17 protein-coding genes are annotated in these 19,141 nt (G+C 37.0%); 3 read left to right on the top strand and 14 right to left on the bottom strand.

The genetic code is table 11. The features are described from left to right. Positions 1–42: 42 nt before the first annotated feature. The 4 genes from E2636_RS05900 to citZ form a co-directional block, all read right to left on the bottom strand. Positions 43–519, bottom strand: coding sequence for a MaoC/PaaZ C-terminal domain-containing protein (locus E2636_RS05900; RefSeq protein WP_134209377.1), 477 nt, complete (start codon positions 517–519; stop codon positions 43–45). Between the two features lie 124 nt (positions 520–643). Then, positions 644–1,582 (bottom strand): malate dehydrogenase, encoded by a 939-nt coding sequence (mdh, locus tag E2636_RS05895; RefSeq protein ID WP_134209376.1) that lies wholly within the window; start codon positions 1,580–1,582, stop codon positions 644–646. A gap of 67 nt (positions 1,583–1,649) precedes the next feature. Next, a complete protein-coding gene (gene icd / locus E2636_RS05890; RefSeq protein ID WP_017379910.1) occupies positions 1,650–2,918 on the bottom strand; it encodes an NADP-dependent isocitrate dehydrogenase in 1,269 nt (422 codons plus the stop codon). 79 nt (positions 2,919–2,997) lie between these two features. Further along, a complete protein-coding gene (gene citZ / locus E2636_RS05885) occupies positions 2,998–4,113 on the bottom strand; it encodes a citrate synthase (protein WP_134209375.1) in 1,116 nt (371 codons plus the stop codon). 259 nt (positions 4,114–4,372) lie between these two features. Between citZ and E2636_RS05880 the strand changes: the two genes are divergently transcribed. After that, positions 4,373–5,320, top strand: coding sequence for an AI-2E family transporter (locus E2636_RS05880; protein ID WP_134209374.1), 948 nt, complete (start codon positions 4,373–4,375; stop codon positions 5,318–5,320). On the opposite strand, the gene E2636_RS05875 is transcribed toward E2636_RS05880, so the two are convergent. From E2636_RS05875 to E2636_RS05840, 8 genes are all read right to left on the bottom strand, one after another. Continuing rightward, positions 5,313–5,696, bottom strand: coding sequence for an FxsA family protein (locus E2636_RS05875; RefSeq protein ID WP_134209373.1), 384 nt, complete (start codon positions 5,694–5,696; stop codon positions 5,313–5,315). The two genes, E2636_RS05880 and E2636_RS05875, sit on opposite strands and share 8 nt — an antisense overlap. A gap of 65 nt (positions 5,697–5,761) precedes the next feature. Next, positions 5,762–7,522, bottom strand: a complete 1,761-nt coding sequence (pyk, locus tag E2636_RS05870) for a pyruvate kinase (RefSeq protein ID WP_134209372.1) — start codon at positions 7,520–7,522, stop codon at positions 5,762–5,764. A 20-nt stretch (positions 7,523–7,542) separates the two neighbouring features. Continuing rightward, complete coding sequence (gene pfkA, locus E2636_RS05865) at positions 7,543–8,502, bottom strand: 6-phosphofructokinase (protein ID WP_134209371.1); 960 nt, start codon at positions 8,500–8,502, stop codon at positions 7,543–7,545. A 100-nt stretch (positions 8,503–8,602) separates the two neighbouring features. Continuing rightward, entirely contained in the window at positions 8,603–9,556 is a 954-nt protein-coding gene (accA, locus tag E2636_RS05860; RefSeq protein WP_134209370.1) for an acetyl-CoA carboxylase carboxyl transferase subunit alpha, read from the bottom strand. 1 nt (position 9,557) lies between these two features. Next, positions 9,558–10,418, bottom strand: a complete 861-nt coding sequence (gene accD, locus E2636_RS05855) for an acetyl-CoA carboxylase, carboxyltransferase subunit beta (protein ID WP_134209369.1) — start codon at positions 10,416–10,418, stop codon at positions 9,558–9,560. Beyond that, the gene (locus E2636_RS05850) at positions 10,415–11,062 is read right to left on the bottom strand and encodes a FadR/GntR family transcriptional regulator (RefSeq protein ID WP_134209368.1); all 648 of its coding nucleotides are present in this window, start codon (positions 11,060–11,062) and stop codon (positions 10,415–10,417) included. The genes accD and E2636_RS05850 overlap by 4 nt, the downstream gene beginning before the upstream one ends. Positions 11,063–11,275: 213 nt before the next feature. Then, positions 11,276–14,365, bottom strand: a complete 3,090-nt coding sequence (gene dnaE, locus E2636_RS05845) for a DNA polymerase III subunit alpha (protein WP_134209367.1) — start codon at positions 14,363–14,365, stop codon at positions 11,276–11,278. Positions 14,366–14,385: 20 nt separating this feature from the next. Beyond that, positions 14,386–15,321: a DHH family phosphoesterase gene (locus tag E2636_RS05840; RefSeq protein WP_134209366.1), complete on the bottom strand. Its 936-nt coding sequence runs from the start codon at positions 15,319–15,321 to the stop codon at positions 14,386–14,388. Between the two features lie 94 nt (positions 15,322–15,415). Between E2636_RS05840 and E2636_RS05835 the strand changes: the two genes are divergently transcribed. Next, a complete protein-coding gene (locus E2636_RS05835; protein WP_134209365.1) occupies positions 15,416–15,724 on the top strand; it encodes a YtpI family protein in 309 nt (102 codons plus the stop codon). 41 nt (positions 15,725–15,765) lie between these two features. Here the strand turns inward: E2636_RS05835 and E2636_RS05830 are convergent, their stop codons facing one another. Further along, on the bottom strand, positions 15,766–17,073 hold the full coding sequence (locus E2636_RS05830) for a DRTGG domain-containing protein (RefSeq protein ID WP_134209364.1): 1,308 nt from the start codon (positions 17,071–17,073) through the stop codon (positions 15,766–15,768). 107 nt (positions 17,074–17,180) lie between these two features. Next, positions 17,181–17,861, bottom strand: coding sequence for a metal-dependent hydrolase (locus E2636_RS05825; protein ID WP_134209363.1), 681 nt, complete (start codon positions 17,859–17,861; stop codon positions 17,181–17,183). Positions 17,862–17,967: 106 nt separating this feature from the next. On the opposite strand from E2636_RS05825, the gene E2636_RS05820 reads away from it, so the two are divergent. Further along, complete coding sequence (locus E2636_RS05820) at positions 17,968–19,071, top strand: M24 family metallopeptidase (RefSeq protein ID WP_134209362.1); 1,104 nt, start codon at positions 17,968–17,970, stop codon at positions 19,069–19,071. The last annotated feature ends 70 nt before the right edge of the window (positions 19,072–19,141 follow it).

Below are 19,141 nucleotides of genomic sequence, written 5' to 3'. Positions count from 1 at the left end.
CACAATCGATTTAAAACCCCCATCTTAAACCGAAAAGACTATTTAAAAATTGTCCATTGCTTGAGATGTTAATTGATTTTCTAAACGTGGAGGTGTTGAAGTAATTTTCCCTTCAATCACTGTATCTCCATCTTCATTAATAGCAGTCACTTCTATTTCCACCAAGTTCTTCTCTACATCCACAGATATAACTTGTAATAAAAAATCAATGGTAGTGTAATGATACACAGGTTTCAGGAATTTCAAATGTTGTTCTACAATGTGTGAACCCGGACCTGGTAAGTATTTAGAAATTGCAGAAGTAACTATTCCAGTTAGCATAATGGCTGGAACGATTGGTTTACCATAGGATGTTTGAGAAGCAAAATCATGTTGAATATACAATGGATTTCCGTCATTTGTTAAACCTAAATACAAAAGTAAATCTTTGTCTTCAATTTTCTCTGTCAGTTTGAGCTTTTCTCCTACTGACATTTCTTCGACTTTTCTTCCGAGTTTGCGTTTTTTCCCAAGTATCATAAAATGGCCCCCTTAGTTCATGTCTACCTTCATAGTATCAATAAGTAAAAAAAAAATCGAGCAGGGATTTCCTGCTCGATTTTTCTGCTTCAAGCACTAAAGTGAAGTTTTCAACTTTTGAGACTTAAGCTAATATTTTCATTACTTTCTTTACAGACTCTACCGATTTATTTAACTCAACTTTTTCAGCTTCAGTTAAGTCAAGTTCGATAATTTTTTCAATTCCACCAGCTCCAAGAATTGTAGGTACACCAAGGTAAATTCCGTGTAAACCATATTCACCTTCAAGGAAAGCGATTGACGGTAATACACGACGTTGGTCCTTTAGAATCGCTTCAGCCATTTCAACTAAAGATGCAGCTGGTGCATAGTAAGCTGAACCGTTACCAAGAAGGTTCACGATTTCTGCTCCACCTTTACGTGTGCGATCTACAATTTCAGCTAAACGTTCTTTTGGTATCAATGTTTCCAAAGGAATTCCACCTGCGTGTGAATAGCGTACTAAAGGAACCATATCGTCACCGTGGCCTCCAAGAACAAAACCAGTGATGTCTTTAACAGACATGTTTAATTCTTGTGCTACAAATGTACGGAAACGTGCTGAATCAAGTACACCTGATTGACCGATTACGCGTTCTTTCGGAAACCCTGATTCTTTATATGCTGTGTAAGTCATTGCATCTACTGGGTTTGTCAACACAATAATTATTGTGTTTGGAGAGTATTTAGCTACTTCAGCAGTAACCATTTTCATTATTTTTTGGTTTGTTTGAACCAAATCGTCACGACTCATACCTGGTTTACGAGCAATACCTGCTGTAATAATAACGATATCTGAGTCTTTCGTATCTTCATAGTTAGAAGTACCAGTAATATTTGCATCAAATCCTTGAACTGGAGCTGCTTCTAACATATCAAGAGCTTTTCCTTTTGTTGGGCTTTCCATTTGTGGAATATCAACTAAAACAACGTCTCCTAATTCCTTTTGAGCTAGAAAGAATGCTGTTGTAGCTCCTGTAAAACCAGAACCGATAACTGAAATCTTTTTACGTTTCATTGTAATAAGAACCCCCCACTTTGTTCATATGTAAAGAGGGTCGAAACCCTCCTTAAGCTTACTTAATCTTTTCTTACAGGTTTTTAATTAATTCGTTAGCGAACTCTGAACATTTCACTTCAGTAGCACCATCCATTAAACGGGCAAAGTCATAAGTTACAACTTTAGAAGAAATTGTTTTTTCCATAGAATCCATTACTAACTTAGCAGCTTCTGTCCAACCAAGATGCTCAAGCATTAGTACACCTGAAAGGATTAAAGATGATGGGTTAACTTTATCTAAACCTGCATATTTAGGAGCAGTACCATGAGTAGCTTCAAAAATAGCATGTCCAGTTAAGTAGTTAATGTTTGCTCCTGGTGCAATACCAATTCCACCCACTTGTGCAGCAAGTGCATCAGAAATGTAATCACCATTTAAGTTCATTGTTGCTACTACGTCAAATTCTTTTGGACGAGTTAAAATCTGTTGTAAGAAGATATCAGCAATTGAATCTTTTACAAGAATTTTACCTGAAGCTAATGCCTCAGTTTGCGCTTTGTCTGCAGCTTGTGCACCTTGTTCAGCTTTAATTTGATCATATTGGTTCCAAGTGAACGTTTGATCACCAAATTCTTGTTCAGCAACTTCGTAAGCCCAAGTTTTGAAAGCTCCTTCAGTAAACTTCATGATATTTCCTTTATGAACAATTGTTAAAGACTGGCGGCCTTCTTTAAAGATATAAGTAAGTGCAGCACGCACTAAACGCTTTGTTCCTTCTTCAGATATCGGCTTAATACCGATTCCAGAAGTTTCTGGGAATCGAATATTTTTAGTACCCATCTCGTTTTGTAGAAAATCAATTATTTTTTTAGCTTCATCAGAACCTTGTGCGAACTCAATACCAGCGTAAATATCTTCTGTATTTTCACGGAAAATAACCATGTCTGTATCTTCAGGACGTTTTACCGGAGAAGGTACACCATCAAAGTAACGAACTGGACGTACACAAGCATATAAATCTAACTCTTGACGCAAAGCAACGTTTAAAGAGCGGAAACCTCCACCAATTGGTGTCGTTAAAGGCCCTTTAATTGCGATTAAATACTCACGAATTACATCTAAAGTTTCATTAGGTAACCATTCACCCGTTTGGTTAAATGCTTTTTCACCAGCTAATACTTCTTTCCATACGATTGATTTCTCACCGTTGTATGCTTTTTTAACTGAAGCTTCTAATACGTTTGCAGATGCAACCCAGATATCTGCACCAATTCCGTCTCCTTCAATATAAGGAATGATTGGATTGTTTGGTACATTAAGTACACCATTTTCAACTGTAATTTTGCCACCGTTTGTCATTAATAATTTCCTCCTATAAGCATAATCGTAGGGCTTGTACTTTTAAAAAAGTAAAGCCCTAATTAGTTTTTTTAAAAATCTAGCGTTTTTCAACTGGTACATATTTTTGCATACCAGGTCCGATGTATTCAGCACGCGGACGGATTAAGCGGTTATTAGAATATTGTTCTAATATATGTGCTAACCATCCAGAAACACGCGATACAGCAAAGACCGGTGTAAATAAGTCGTGGTCAATATTTAAAGAATGATAGACTGACGCTGAATAAAAATCAACATTTGGTGGTAGATTTTTTTGGCCTGTTACGATTTCATCAATTTTAATTGACATCTCGTACCATTTTTCTTCTCCACGAATTTTTGTTAATTTCTGAGACATTTCACGTAAGTGTTTTGCACGTGGATCCCCTTTTTCGTAAACACGGTGACCAAAGCCCATGATTTTTTCTTTGTTATTTAATTTATTATTTATATAAGGTTCAACGTTTTCAACTGAACCAATTTCCATTAACATCTTCATCACTTGCTCGTTTGCTCCACCGTGAAGAGGACCTTTAAGAGCACCAAGTGCTGCAACGACACCAGAATAAACATCTGATAGTGTAGCCACACAAACACGTGCTGTAAATGTTGAGGCATTTAATTCATGGTCTGCATGCAGTACTAATGCTTTATTGAAAGCTTCTTCTTCAATAGCTTCAGGAACTGTACCATTAAGCATGTATAAGAAGTTTGCTGCATAACTTAAATCACTTTTTGGAGCAATTGGATCTTGTCCTTTACGAACACGAGCAAAAGCTGTAATTAAAGTCGACATTTTTGCTTGAAGTTGAATGGCTTTCAAGTAGTTCGCTTCAACAGACATATCTTCTGCATTTTCATCATACAATCCAAGTATAGATACTGATGTACGAAGAGCTGTCATTGGGTGTACTTTATCAATTGGATATGTTTTAAAGTGGTTAAGAACCTCTTGAGGAACTGCCATATTATCCGCTAATTGTTGTTTAAGTTCAAGCAATTCATCTGCTTTAGGTAATCGTTTGTGCCATAGCAAGTAAATTACTTCTTCAAAACTTGCATGTTCAGCTAAATCGTCAATATCATAGCCTACGTATGTAAGTGTGTCATCAATGATAGAACTGATAGCTGATTGTGTTGCTACCACTCCTTCAAGACCTTTTGTTGATGTCATAAGTATCTCTCCCTCTACTGTTTAATTTCATCATCCACAAAAAAAATGCAGTATGATGGCTCATCTGCTCATAGTGAACCTTTTTTATTAATCGCCTACATAGTTATTATAATCATTTTTGACTACTTTGTGAATGAAAACGCTCTTTTTTCGAAAATTTTCACTGAATTCATGAAATTTTGTCACGAAGTAGAAAAATTGGGTCTAAACGAGGCAACTGGGACTAGATCTTAAAAATACAACCTTTGGAGGTCGAAAAGTGTATGCAAACATTGAAAGTTTATTAAAGAAATGGCTTCCAATTGTTGTAATTGTAATTCTTGCTTGGCTTATCTACCCCGTAACCGTCGCTATATTAATTGCTTATTTTTCATACCCCATAGTTTATTCGTTTCAAAAAGTTAGTCGGTTACCTAGATGGATAACCGCTCTTTTTTTTGAATGCGCGTTGTTGGCATTTATCATACTTGTAGCAACTTTAGTAGTTAAAGAACTCTTTGAAATAGTTTATCCATTTCGGTTTCATCTAGAAGAAGTATTACTTTATGCAAATAAAGCAAATTGGCAATCTGTCATTGAGGGTTTATCAATGGTGAGTGAGAGCTTACTTAAAAAAATAACATTATTCATCCAACATCTACCAGAACAATTTGTGGAAACCTTCGTATTTTTAGTTGCTCTCTTCTTCGCTTTACAAGAGTCATTGAAATCTCGGACCTGGTTCTTTATTTATATTCCGTCTAGAACAAGAAAGACCTTAAAGCCATTATTTCTAAGTGCAACGGATCTTTTTGAGAAGTTTACTAAAGTAGAGATCAAATTATTTTTATTAACTTTCTTGCAACTTACTATCGGGTTTTATGCGATGCAATTTTCCTCACCAATTGGACTTGCATTTCTAATTTCTTTTGCTGATTTCATGCCTTTTGTAGGGACAGGCGTATTTTTAATCCCGATGGCTGTTTACTTCATTTTAACACAGCAAACAACTCTAGGAATCATCATACTATTACTTTATGCATTTATCTTGCTAAGTCGACAGTTATTTGAGTCGTTTCTATGGGCAAATACTATGCACATACGAGCGGTGCATGTTTTTTTCATTAGTGCATGTTCCCTCTTACTATTCGGAGTTCCCGGGATATTACTAAGTCCATTTTTATTACTTGCTGCAGTACATTTCAGGCAACATAAATGGTTTACATAACTATCAATTGCCCTTTTTTCATTTTTGAACGTATCCACTTGTAAACAATGGGCTTAAATAACTGTCTTGTTGGTGAAAATAAAAACAAGAAACCAAATATATCGGTCACAAACCCTGGTGATAATAACATAATACCACCTGCGAATACAAACAAAGCATTGACCATAGCATCACCAGGAGCTTGTAAGTTTTTCATCTGCATTTGTACATCTCTAATGGCTTTTAACCCTTGCATTTTGGCTAAAAATGCTCCAAGAATACCAGTTCCAAGAATTATTAATATCGTTGGCAGAACACCTAATGTATTCCCGGCCCATAATAATATTCCAATCTCGATCACAGGCACGACGATTAAAATTAACACTAACCATTTCATTTTCGTCATCTCCTAAAAAAAGGCCTCAACACTTCTGCGTTGAGGCTTTTTCTTTTTATTAAAAATTATAAAACACTTGCAAGACCCGAATAAATAACACCAGATTCTGCGTCCATCGTGACATCCTGACCATTTTCAATCAGTTTTGTGGCATTTTTCACACCAACAATTACTGGAATACCAAGGCTTAACCCCACAACAGCAGCATGACTAGTTAGTCCACCTTCTTCTGTAATGAGTCCAGCACATTTGTGTATAGCAGGCATCATATCACGGTCAGAACCAATAGTAACTAAAATAGCATCGGTTGTATCAACATTTAATGCTTCTTGAGCATTATTTGCCACAACAGTACGTCCGAATGCAACCATTTTTCCGATACCTTGTCCTTTTGCTACAATATCGCCTATTAAATGAACTTTCATCAAGTTTGTAGTACCAGCTTCTCCTACAGGCACACCTGCAGTAATAATGACCAGATCACCATGTTTAACGTAATTATGTTTCAAACTTTCTTCAACTGAAAGTTCTAAAATTTCATCAGTTGAACCAACTTTTTGAGCAACAATTGGGTAAACGCCCCAAACAAGTGTCAATTTACGAGATGGTCTTTCAGTAGAAGTAACAGCAATGATTGGAGCACCTTGACGGTATTTAGAAATCATTTTCGCTGTATGGCCACTTTCAGTAGGAGCAATAATAGCTTTAGCTTTTAAATTAATAGACGTATGTGCTACAGCTTGACCGATCGCATCTGTCATACTAACTTTATTGGATTTACTTTTCGCTGAAACAATCGCACGATAATCGAGTGCATCCTCAGTACGAATTGCAATTTTGTCCATTGTTCTTACAGATTCTACTGGGTAAAGGCCTGCTGCAGTCTCACCCGATAGCATAATGGCATCTGTACCATCAAAGATAGCGTTTGCTACATCGCTAGCTTCTGCTCGCGTAGGACGTGGATTACGTTGCATAGAATCTAACATTTGTGTCGCAGTAATTACTGGTTTTCCTGCTTGATTACATTTACTGATTAAGCTTTTTTGCACTAAAGGTACTTCTTCAGCTGGTATTTCTACCCCTAAATCTCCACGAGCAACCATTAACCCATCCGATACTAATATAATGGCATCAATGTTATCGACACCTTCTTGGTTCTCGATTTTCGGAATAATTTGAATGTATCCACCGTCATTTCTTTCAAGCAATTCACGGATTTCCATAACATCTTTTGCACGACGAACGAATGAAGCAGCAACAAAGTCAACACCTTGTTCAATACCGAATAAAATATCTTGCTTGTCTTTATCCGTAATTCCAGGAAGTTGTACAGAAACTCCTGGTACGTTAACTCCTTTTTTATTTTTTAGAGTACCAGAATTGTTTACTACGGTATGAATCAACCCTGAGGCTAAATCTACACTAGACACTCTAAGTTCAATTAATCCATCATCTAATAAAATGATGGAGTTTTTACTAACATCTTCAATTAATTGGTTATATGTGATTGAGAACAATTCAGTTGTTCCCAAAACTTCAGTCATTGAAATAGCTATAGATTGGCCTGATACTAATTCTATTGCATCGTTTTCCATTTGATGCGTGCGAATTTCTGGACCTTTTGTATCTAATAAGATGCCCACAATTTTCCCGGTTTTCTTAGAAGCCTCGCGAATACGCGTAATACGTATCCCGTGTTCTTCGTGATTTCCATGAGAAAAGTTTAAACGAGCTACATTCATTCCTGCTTCAATCAATTGTTCAAGTATTTCTGGAGTTTCACTAGCTGGACCGATTGTACATACAATTTTTGTTTTTCGCATTGTTGTATCCTCTCTTTACACTAAATGGATAATTCTTTAGATAATTTATACATTGATAAATCCGCTTTACGCTTACCTTGGAAAGCTTCTGTCATTGAGTATTCTACCACTTGATGATTACGCATGCCAATGGCAAGACCTCCACGACCTTCCATTAACATTTCAACTGCTCGAGCCCCAAAAAGGCTAGCTAACACACGATCACGAGCTGTTGGTGTTCCACCTCGTTGTATATGTCCCAGTACAGAAACTCTAATTTCAATGTCGATATGTTCTTTTAATATTTTCGAAAATTCATTGGCACTCATGACACCTTCAGAGACGATAATAATGCTATGTTTTTTGCCACGTTCATGTCCACTGCGTAGTCGTAGTAATATATCTTCTAGATTAAACTGTACTTCAGGAATCACAATTGTTTCTGCCCCACCTGCTAAACCTGCCCATAAAGCCAAATCACCTGCATCTCGACCCATTACTTCAATAATAAATGTTCGTTCATGTGAAGTTGCAGTGTCTCGGATCTTATCGATAGCTTCTATAACAGTATTGAGAGCTGTATCAAAGCCAATTGTATAATCTGTACCAGGAATATCATTGTCAATCGTCCCAGGTACCCCTATGCTCGGTAATCCTTTAGATGTTAGAGCCATTGCTCCCCGATAAGATCCATCTCCGCCAATAACCACTAAACCTTCAATACCATGCTTCTTCATTTGAGCTATGGCTTTTTGTTGTCCTTCTTCAGTCAAAAACTCTGGACATCGGGCTGAATATAATTTTGTGCCTCCTCGTTGAATAATATCTCCAACAGAACCTAAATCAAGCTGCACGATTTTTCCATCTATTAAACCTTGGTAGCCATTGTAGATTCCCATAACTTCTATTTCATGATATATAGCTTTTCTGACTACTGCACGCACGGCAGCATTCATGCCTGGTGCATCCCCACCACTTGTTAAAACACCGATTCTTTTCAATTAAGTGTCCTCCTTTACATTTACCTATTCCTATACTCACATTACCACGTTTGAATTATGTTTGTCAGTAACAAAAAAAGAGGGTGCGACAAGCGCATCCTCATTCTGTGAATTCACCAATTGATTTAAATTTATTATAACGGTTATCGACTAATTCTTCTTCGCTTAATTGACTTAATGTTTCAATTGAACGTTCCAATGCTTCTTTTAAAAAGATTGCTTGTTGTTTTGAATCACGGTGTGCTCCACCTACTGATTCTTGTATGATTTCATCTACTATACCCATCTTTTTTAAATCAGGCGCTGTTATTTTCATTGCTTCTGCGGCTTGTTTTGCAAGTGCAGAGTTTTTCCATAATATTGTAGCTGCCCCTTCAGGCGAAATAACGGAGTACGTAGAGTTTTCTAACATATGAATGTGGTTTGCTACGCCTAGTGCTAATGCTCCACCACTTCCACCTTCGCCAATGACGACACTAATAACAGGAACTTTTAGACCGGCCATCTCAAATAAGTTGCGCGCAATAGCCTCACTTTGTCCCCGCTCTTCTGCTGCTTTCCCTGGATAAGCACCTTTTGTATCAATTAAGCATATAATTGGACGTCCAAATTTTTCAGCTTGTTTCATTAAACGTAGCGCTTTTCGATAACCTTCAGGATGTGGCATACCAAAGTTACGTCGAATATTATCTTTCGTATCTTTTCCACGTTGATGACCTATGATGGTAATCGGTAAGCCATTAAATGCAGCAATGCCGCCAACGATAGCTTCGTCATCTCCGTAACTACGGTCTCCATGAAGCTCTATAAAATCCGTGAATATTTCACGAATGTAGTCAAGCGTAGTAGGTCTTTCTGGATGTCGGGCGACTTGGACTCTGTCCCAAGGTTGCATATTGACATAAATATCCGTTTCCAATTTTTGAAGCCTATCCTCTAAATGTTGAATTTCAGTCGTCATATCGACCTCTGCATTTGAAGTGAAATCTTTTAACTCACTGATCTTATCGCGAAGTTGAATGACAGGTTCTTCAAAAGGAAGTGTTTTAACCATATTATTTGTCTCCTTTCGAATGAAGCTTCACAAGCGTGGATACTGTTTCTTTCATTGAAGAACGATGAACCACTGCATCAAGTTGACCATGTGCTAATAAGAATTCAGAAGTTTGGAAATTCTCTGGAAGTTTTTCACGAACAGTCTGTTCAATCACACGTCGACCAGCAAAACCAATTAATGCTTTTGGTTCCGCTAAATTTATGTCACCGATGGACGCAAAACTTGCAGAAACACCACCAGTAGTAGGATGTGTCAAAATAGATATAAATAAATGCCCTTTTTCACTATGACGCTTAAGTGCAACACTCGTTTTAGCCATTTGCATTAACGAAAGGACGCCTTCTTGCATTCTTGCTCCTCCGCTAGCCGTAAAAATAATAAATGGTATTCTTTGCTTTGTTGCATCTTCAATAGCTCGAGTAATTTTTTCTCCAACAACAGAACCCATTGACCCCATACGGAAATGGGCGTCCATAATTGCTACCACAACTTTGCGTCCATCAAGCAAACCATTACCAGTTAATACAGCTTCATTTAATCCTGTTTTTTCACTGTCTGACTTAATCTTATCTGTATAACCCGGAAAATTAAGAGGATTAACTGTTCCTAAATGGTCGTCCATTGAAACAAAAGTTCCTTCATCCAAGATAATATCCACACGTTCATAAGCAGTCATTTTATAATGATGTTCGCATGTCGGACACACTTTTTTGTTTTTCAGTAAATCTTTCGTTAAGCCAATATGTTTACATTCTGGACATTTAGTCATTATGCCTTCTGGTACATCGGATTTTGATGCATCATTTGGAATTGTTGCATATTTTTTTTTGCGATTTCTTGAAAATATATCACGAATCATGAAGTCTCTCTCCCTTGTGATAACCAAATTGTCCAAGCTGTATATGAAGTGATAGCCCGTTCAATCTCACCATCTAAAATAGCCATTAGTATGTCTTGAATATAATCAATTTCTTCTATTTCTGTATTCCCTTGATATGGCTCTTCACCGTATTGCTTTAATAAAAACCACATTTTCAGTGACAAACGATTATTGCTGGAAATGAGAATTTCACGAATCAAATCCTCTCGTACTATAGTTCCATGTTCATGCAATTGTTTTAGTAAGCTCGTCCATACAGGTAGTTGATTGAGTTTTGTTGACCCCGCAACAATACGGATTGCTTCTTTTTCATGTAACTCGCGTGTGATATGAACATCTTGCAACGCTTTGGGGTCTTGCATAATAAATGTTGATAAAACATCAACTAGTTTATGTTTACGAAAATCTGTTAGAAAAGTCCCTTCTCCACGTCTGGTTTCAATTAAGCCTAAGAGTTCTAGACTGCGTAGAGCTTCTCGAACGGTCGATCTCCCTACTTGGAGTCGTTCCGCTAATTCTCGTTCAGAGGGAAGTTTCTCCCCTTGTCGGATGTTTTCATTTTGAATAAGAAGGCGCAGTTCACGAACGATTTGTAAAAACATTTTTTTTGATTGATTGGTCATATCAATTCCCCGAACTTCCATTTATTTCAAAGTGGTCAGACCACTCATTTACCCTATCATACAAAAAAAATGGTTGCGATGCAAATAAAAATTCAGGAAGATATACTTGGATTACCTATGGTGTAAGGGTGAGGCTTATTTTTGAGTGATATCCAAAGATCAATAGTTTTTTATATTAATACAAGAAAACCCTACAAAATATCTGCAGGGTTTTCAATTCGACAATGCTCGCATATTTTTGACAATGATTTGAGGATTACCTTGTCTCCATTCAACAGTACCTTCTATTTTAATTACATTTTGTTCTTTAATAAGAAGATTGTGTTGGCTATAATCTTTTGGAAAAAAGGTACATGAAATATCCGAAGTTTCATCTTGAACCGTAACGAATGCCATCGCTTCACCTTTTTTTGTGCGAATTCTACGTATATCTTCAATCATTCCGATTATGGATACTGCACGACCTTTGCCTTCATATTTAATTTCTTGAATAGACATAACTTGAAGTTGCATTTCCTTTTTCAAGCGCTCCACAGGGTGATTGGACATATACAATCCTAATGTTTCACGTTCAAATTGAAGTTTTATCATTTCAGGTATTTCTGCGTTTCTCACATACTTCGGCTTACCAAAAGAAATAACATCTCCATCAAATAAATCCTGTTCGATATTTGGCCTGACGAGTTCTGCATATTTAACAGCTGCATCAAGAGTCGACAGTAAAGTTGCGCGATTTTGTCCAAAGTCGTCGAGGGCACCAGCTTTTATTAGAGGTTCAACCTGCTTTCTAGTAAATTGTTCTGCAGATAAACTTGCTGCTAGCTCAAAAATATCTTGCCATGGTGGCTGTTGCTGTTTGCGATTTTCAATTAACCCTCTTAAAAAGACGGTAGAAACCCCTTTTACAGCTGATAAACCAAACCGAATTGCACCGTTTTCTACTCGAAATGTTAAGCCGCTTTTATGTATTGAAGGAGGTAAGAGCTTAATATTGTATTTTTTCACTTCTTGAATCAAGCGCATAACTTTTTCTTGGTTACCAATTGCAGCAGTCAACAACGAAGCATAGAAGTAAGCAGGAAACTGTACCTTTAAATAAGCCATTTGATAGGAAATTAAGCTATATGCAACTGCATGACTTTTAGGGAATCCATAATCCGCAAATCGAACGATTAAATCGTATACTTCAGTTGCTTCCTGCTTTGTAAAATGATTGCGTTGTGCATTTTCAACAAAGTATTGTCGTTGCTCATCTAACACTTGTCTATTCTTCTTACTTACAGCTCTTCTTAAAATATCCGATTCACCGAAAGAAAAACCAGCCATTTTCGATGAGATTTGCATAATTTGTTCTTGATAGACAATGACGCCGAATGTTTCTTTTAATATGGGTTCAAGCATAGGATGTACATATAGCGTTTTTTCTTCATTATGTTTTCGGCGTTTATAGGTAGGGATATTATCCATCGGACCTGGCCTATACAAGGCATTAACTGCCACAATATCAAGGAAATGCGTTGGTTTAATATCACGCAAAGCTTGTCTCATACCGTCTGATTCTAATTGGAATACCCCTGATGTGTCTCCTTGTTGAAGTAGTTTAAATGTCTCATCATGATTGAGTGGGATTTTCTCGAAGTCTACCCATTTTTTCTGATCGATCCAAATCATGGTACGAATTCTGTCGAGGATCGTTAAGTTACGTAATCCTAGAAAGTCCATTTTAAGTAAGCCGCTTTGTTCAACCTCTTTCATCGGCCACTGTGTTAAATAAATGCCATCTTGTCCATCTTCAATCGGTAAAAGTTCGACTAACGGAACTGGTGATAAAACAACACCTGCTGCATGTGTTGACGAATTTCTCGGCAAGCCCTCAAGCTCTTTAACAATGTCATACCATTTTTGATGTGTAGGATCTACTTCAATCCATTTCTTTAAATTCTCAGAGCTATTTACAGCTTCTTCAAAGGAAATGCCAGGTTTATTAGACAATTTTTTTGAAATCATTTCGAGTACCGTACTATCAAATCCGAAAACGCGTGCCACATCTCTCGCTGCTGCTTTTGCAGACAATGTACCGAAAGTGACAATCTGGGCAACATGGGTGTTCCCGTATTTCTTGGCCACGTATTGAATGACCTCTTGGCGGCGATGATCGGCAAAATCGATATCTATATCTGGCATAGAAATTCGTTGTGGATTTAAGAAACGTTCAAATAATAATCCATATTCGAGTGGGTCTACATGTGTAATGTATAAGGAATATGCGACGAGAGAACTTGCAGAAGAACCACGACCTGGTCCAGTTAAAATTTGATTGTTTTTAGCATATTCCATAAAGTCTGCCACAATTAAAAAATAATCTGCGTAGCCCATTTGATTAATTACTTTAAGTTCCATTTCAAGTCTATCCTTGTAAAGCCCATTAAAATCTTCTAACCTCGCTTCAAGACCAGAGTTGCATTTTTCACGTAATATATCTTTAGTTTGAACATTATCTGGAACAGGAAATTTTGGCATATGTAGTTGGTTCGTAACAAGTTCAACATGGCAACTCTGCAAAATGAACTCAGTGGTTTCTAGCCATTCGGGATGGTCTGAGAACCATTCACTCCATTGTTGACCTGTCGGCAAATAATAATGTTCGTGGTTAGGTTTCTGGCGATGTGCATCATTAAGTTTAGTACCACTAGCAATTGCTTGAGCCACTTCATATGCAAATGCATCTTTTGAAGATATGTAATTGGCTTGATGAGTTGCCATTAGTTGAATTTGTTTTTTCTCACACAGTTCAATCAATTCATTTTCAATACTAGCAATAGCTCCACCAGGTCTTTCCATTCCCCCTAAAAGATAAGAAGAACTCAGACATGTCTTTAATTCAGCTAATATTGTTTCCACTGCATCCAATTCCAATAACTCAAGTTTTGACATTGTGACGACGACAAAGCAATCTTTTTTATATGCTTGTAACCATTTAATAGGCAGAGCCGTAAGCGCTTTCGTTTCTAGTGCACTACTGATTTTCAATAGGTTTTGATAGCCAAAATTTGATTTTGCATAAATTTGAACTTCTACTATTGTTTCATCAGTTAATTCTATACTGCACGATAATCCAATCACTGGATGAAGTCCGGCCTTTTTTAGAGCAAGGTAAAATGGCAAAATACCATATAAACGCTTATTTGTAATGGCTACTGATGTCGCTTGTTGTTGTTGAAGGAATGGAATCAATTTTTCCAGACGAATCGTACTATTAAGTAAATCAGCTGATGTACCTACTTGTGGATAAACTGGTAACATTGTTCCTCCTCCCCTTCAACTCACTTGCATATTTTTATTAACTTATCTATAACTTCATCCACTTCATTCCACGAATAGACGGAAGCTCCTGACGCCAGTGCGTGTCCACCTCCACCATACTGCTTAGCCAATTCATTAATTACGGGACCTTTAGAGCGAAGTCGAACGCGTATTTGATCCTCTTCTTCAATAAACATAATCCAAGCTTTAATTCCTTTCACATTGCCAAGGGAGCCTACTAAGAGAGATGTTTCACTTGCTGTTACTCCAAAGTCTTTCAATGTTTCGACTGGCAATTTAATATAAGCTGCTCCATTTTCATCCATTATGAAATGTTGATAAATATGTCCTTGTAAATGTAATAAATTACGGTCCACTTCATACATGCCATTAAACAATTCCGTCCGATCGAAGTTATATTTAATCAAATCTCCTGCAGTATCAAATGTTTTTTGACTAGTACTTTGGAACATAAATCTGCCAGTATCTCCTACAATTCCTGCGAATAAGAGACGCGCAGCTGCATCACACATTTGCCAGTTTGCTATTCCTTTTCCTTCTTCGTACAGTTCATAAATCATTTCACTCACAGAACTAGCCTGAGTATTCACCCAAAATAAATCTCCATAAGCATCATCATTGGGATGATGATCAATCTTTATTAAGAAAGCACCAGATGTATAACGCTGATCATCTATACGCTCCGTATTAGCTGTATCCGTGACGATAATAAGCGCACCTTCAAATTGGTCATCTTGCAAGATGTCGGGTTTAGTTAGAAACGTTAACGTTTCCTCATGGTCCCCCACTACATATATTTTTTTTTCGGGATAAGTTTTCTTCAAAATTTCTTTTAAACCAAATGAAGACCCGTATGCATCAGGATCTGGGCGAACATGTCGATGAATAATAATTGTTTCGTATGCAGATATTGTGTCAATGATTTGACGCTTCATGACTTTTCCTCCTACCTTTCGTGAATACCATTCGCATTTAAGTAATAATGTCGATACAATAATAACAGTTTCATTTATTAACAGGAGGTTTACGATGATAAATGTAGTACTTGTCTCTTTAATTATCATTTCATTTGTGTTTTATTTTTATTTTAAAACAAAACAATTTCGTAATAACCTACCCATCGCTAAGAAATGGTATGCGAATCGTAGCTTAGTTGCTCTTGGTAGTTTGTTATTTTTCTTCGGTCTAAATCAACTATCTTTGTTCCCCTCGACATTAACTTATGTCATTTCGGGCTTGTTTATTATTATTGGTTTGTTCACCGTGGTTTATTATTATCGTGTGGCAAAGCATTATGGCCAATTTGTAGAAGAAGAATTTCATCTGAACAAAAAGTGATGCTAATTAGCATCACTTTTTTTATGTCTGCTCTGCTTTTCTTATCGCTCTAACAATTGGAACATCATCATTGCTTTCCCAACTAAAGTGTTTCCAACAAACACATCAAATTCCATTTTCACGAACTTTCGGCTCATGTCTAGAATATTTGGTCGCACTGTCAAAACACTATCCATCTGAACAGGCTTTATAAAGTAGATGGTCATGTTTTCAGCCACGCTATCTCCGCGTTTTCGAATTTTCAACACGTAATTTCCAACTTCAGCCAAAAGTGTGGTAAATGCTCCATATGAAATTGCACCAAATTGATTGGTCATTTGAGGGGTAACTGTGAATTCTACCGCAACATCATCTTCTTGCAAAACTTTCATCTGACTTTTAACAATATCATCAATAGTTTCACCTTGTTGAGGTTGCCTTTGTGCTAATTGTAATGCTTTTAGTACATCTTGACGGCTAATTACACCTTCTAAAATACCGTAATCATTGATTACTGGCATTAAATCGATTCCCTCCCAAATCATCCGGTGTCCTGCAGTTGCAACACTCGTTTTCATCGTGACTGTGATTGGATTTTTTGTCATGACTTTTTCAATAGACTCACTATGGTCTTTTCCAATGACATCTCTTGCTGTCACTATTCCCACAATTTTTTGGTGCGCGTCTATAACAGGAAATCCAGCATGTTTCGTCTGTACGTTCTTTTCGTGATACGCTTTTACTTCATCATTTACACGTAAAAAATCGGTTTCTTGATAGGGTACATAAATATCCTCTATGAACAAGATTTCTTTTTTAATTAACTGATCATAAATCGCACGGTTAATCATAGTTGCAACCGTGAATGTGTCATAACTTGTCGAAATTATTGGAAGATCCAATTCATCTGCCACTTTTTTCGAAGATTCTGATGCTTCAAATCCACCAGTTATCAATACGGCTGCTCCAGCTTTAAGTGCTGTAAAATGAGCTTTCGTTCGATTTCCAACGATTAATAAACTACCTGCATCAGTATAACGCATCATATCTTCTAATTGCATTGCTCCAATTACAAATTTAGTTAATGTTTTATGTAAACCGCTTTTCCCACCCAAAACTTGACCATCCACAATATTTACAACTTCTGCAAAGGTTAAACGATCGATATTTTCTTTCTTTTTCTTTTCAATTCGAATGGTTCCAACACGCTCAATCGTGCTTACATATCGCTGATTTTCTGCCTCTTTAATTGCTCGGTATGCTGTTCCTTCACTTACTTCAAGCTCTTTTGCTATTCGTCTTACAGATATTTTATCTCCAACTGGTAAGGACTCAATATATTGTAATATTATCTCGTGTTTTGTAGCCACTTAATCACCTATTTCTCAACAATCGTTCTATTCTTAGTGTATCACAAACCGCATTTTTTATTACTCTAAAATGCACGGAAAGTCAGTGACTTTCCGTGCATTAGTATTTATACTTCTACTCCTTCACCTGCGCTTAGAACGTGAACTTTCACTCCTTGAACTAGATTCTTAAAATTCAAAGGGTTTTGTTTAATTGGTGGGAACGTATCATAGTGAATCGGTACAACTGCTTTAGGATTTAATAACTCCACTGCGTAAGCTGCGTCTTCAATCCCCATCGTAAAGTTATCTCCAATTGGAAGAAATGCTAAATCGATTGGATGACGTTCACCGATTAACTTCATATCTCCAAACAATGATGTATCACCAGCATGATAAATAGTTTTACCTTCTGCAGTAAATAGTATGCCTGCTGGCATTCCAGTATAGATAATTTCATTGTCTTCTGTTACAAAAGAAGAACCGTGAAACGCTTGTGTTAATTTCACTTTTCCAAACTCAAATTCTTTAGCTCCACCTATATGCATCGCATGTGTTTTCACACCTTGCCAAGCTAAGTAGGTTGCAAGTTCAGTTGGCGCTACAACAAGTGCACCACTTGCTTTTGCAATGGCTACCGTATCCCCTACATGATCATTATGACCATGTGTTAATAAAATAACATCTGGGTTCTCTTCGTTTGCGACTAAATCTGTCAAGTCGTTTCCTGTAATAAATGGGTCGATTAATATGGAATAATCACCAGTTTTTATTTTGACAATCGAATGTCCGTGAAAAGAGACATACATTTTCTTGAACCTCCTTTACTTGCTACTAGTTTTAATTCTATATGAATGTCTAAACTCCTGTTTTTTGATATGCTAAAGGGGAGAAAGTTAGAAAAGGAGTGCTTTTATGAACAAAATCAAACAAATTTCATCATATTTAACACAACACAATTTGGACGCTGCATTTATTACAAATCCCGATAACGTCTTTTATGTATCTGGATTTCGTAGCAATCCTCATGAACGTTTACTGGGTGTTGTTGTGTTTCAAGAAGCAGAGCCCCTAATGATTTGCCCTAACATGGAAGTACCTGATGCAAAGGCAGCTGGATGGGCATTTGATGTCGTTGGTCACCAAGACACCGATCATCCTTGGAAATTATTAAAAGACGCGATTATTGGCAAAGGCATTGTCATATCTAATCTTGCAATTGAAAAATCACATATGACAGTTGAACGCTTGGAAGCGCTGCAGGAATTGTTCCCACTTGCTTCATTTGCTAGATTAGACGATCAATTAAACTCAATGCGTGTGATAAAAGATGAAAATGAATTAGAGATTCTTCGTCAGGCAGCAAAATATGCAGACTATGCAATTGAAGTTGGAGTAAATGAAATTGCTGAAGGAAAGACCGAACTTGAAATTTTAACAGCTATTGAGCTTGCTCTAAAGAAAAAAGGAATTTCTCATATGTCTTTTGATACGATGGTTCTGAGTGGTCCAAAAACAGCATCACCTCATGGCAAACCAGGTGACCGTAAAATTCAAAAAGGTGATTTCGTATTATTTGATTTAGGGGTTATTTATAAAGGATATTGTTCTGATATTACGCGTACTGTATCTTTTGGAGAACCGACTGATTCTCAAAGAGAAGTGTATGAAACGGTAAGAAAAGCAGAACAAGATGCAGTGAATGCCGTAAAACCGGGTGTACGCGCGATGGATTTAGATAAAATTGCACGTGACGTTATAACAAAAGCTGGATACGGTGAATTCTTTACTCATCGCTTAGGTCATGGTCTTGGTATTTCTGTTCATGAGTTCCCTTCAATAACAGGTATTAATGATATGCAATTAACTGAAGGCATGGTGTTCACGATTGAACCTGGAATTTATGATCCAAGTATTACCGGTGTTCGAATTGAAGACGACCTTGTTGTAACAAAAGATGGCGTTGAAATCTTAACTAAGTATCCTAAAGAGTTAGTTATCATTCCAACCGGAAATTAGTTTCTTTATATAAAAAAGTGCCAGGCACTCATAGGTTCAGCAGGACATAAGATGTCCCACTGGAAAATAG

Origin of the sequence: Paenisporosarcina antarctica (assembly GCF_004367585.1) — a bacterium.
GTDB classification, from domain to species: Bacteria; Bacillota; Bacilli; order Bacillales_A; family Planococcaceae; genus Paenisporosarcina; species Paenisporosarcina antarctica.
Note: the sequence above shows the minus strand (reverse complement) of the source record. Positions and strands in the feature narration are given on the sequence as shown.

Coding starts and splice junctions, on each gene's coding strand:
- E2636_RS05900 (WP_134209377.1), bottom strand. CDS start 519: ATGATACTTGGGAAAAAACGCAAACTCGGAAGAAAAGTCGAAGAAATG.
- icd (WP_017379910.1), bottom strand. CDS start 2,918: ATGACAAACGGTGGCAAAATTACAGTTGAAAATGGTGTACTTAATGTA.
- citZ (WP_134209375.1), bottom strand. CDS start 4,113: ATGACATCAACAAAAGGTCTTGAAGGAGTGGTAGCAACACAATCAGCT.
- E2636_RS05875 (WP_134209373.1), bottom strand. CDS start 5,696: ATGAAATGGTTAGTGTTAATTTTAATCGTCGTGCCTGTGATCGAGATT.
- pyk (WP_134209372.1), bottom strand. CDS start 7,522: ATGCGAAAAACAAAAATTGTATGTACAATCGGTCCAGCTAGTGAAACT.
- accA (WP_134209370.1), bottom strand. CDS start 9,556: ATGGTTAAAACACTTCCTTTTGAAGAACCTGTCATTCAACTTCGCGAT.
- accD (WP_134209369.1), bottom strand. CDS start 10,418: ATGATTCGTGATATATTTTCAAGAAATCGCAAAAAAAAATATGCAACA.
- E2636_RS05850 (WP_134209368.1), bottom strand. CDS start 11,062: ATGACCAATCAATCAAAAAAAATGTTTTTACAAATCGTTCGTGAACTG.
- dnaE (WP_134209367.1), bottom strand. CDS start 14,365: ATGTTACCAGTTTATCCACAAGTAGGTACATCAGCTGATTTACTTAAT.
- E2636_RS05840 (WP_134209366.1), bottom strand. CDS start 15,321: ATGAAGCGTCAAATCATTGACACAATATCTGCATACGAAACAATTATT.
- E2636_RS05835 (WP_134209365.1), top strand. CDS start 15,416: ATGATAAATGTAGTACTTGTCTCTTTAATTATCATTTCATTTGTGTTT.
- E2636_RS05825 (WP_134209363.1), bottom strand. CDS start 17,861: ATGTATGTCTCTTTTCACGGACATTCGATTGTCAAAATAAAAACTGGT.
- E2636_RS05820 (WP_134209362.1), top strand. CDS start 17,968: ATGAACAAAATCAAACAAATTTCATCATATTTAACACAACACAATTTG.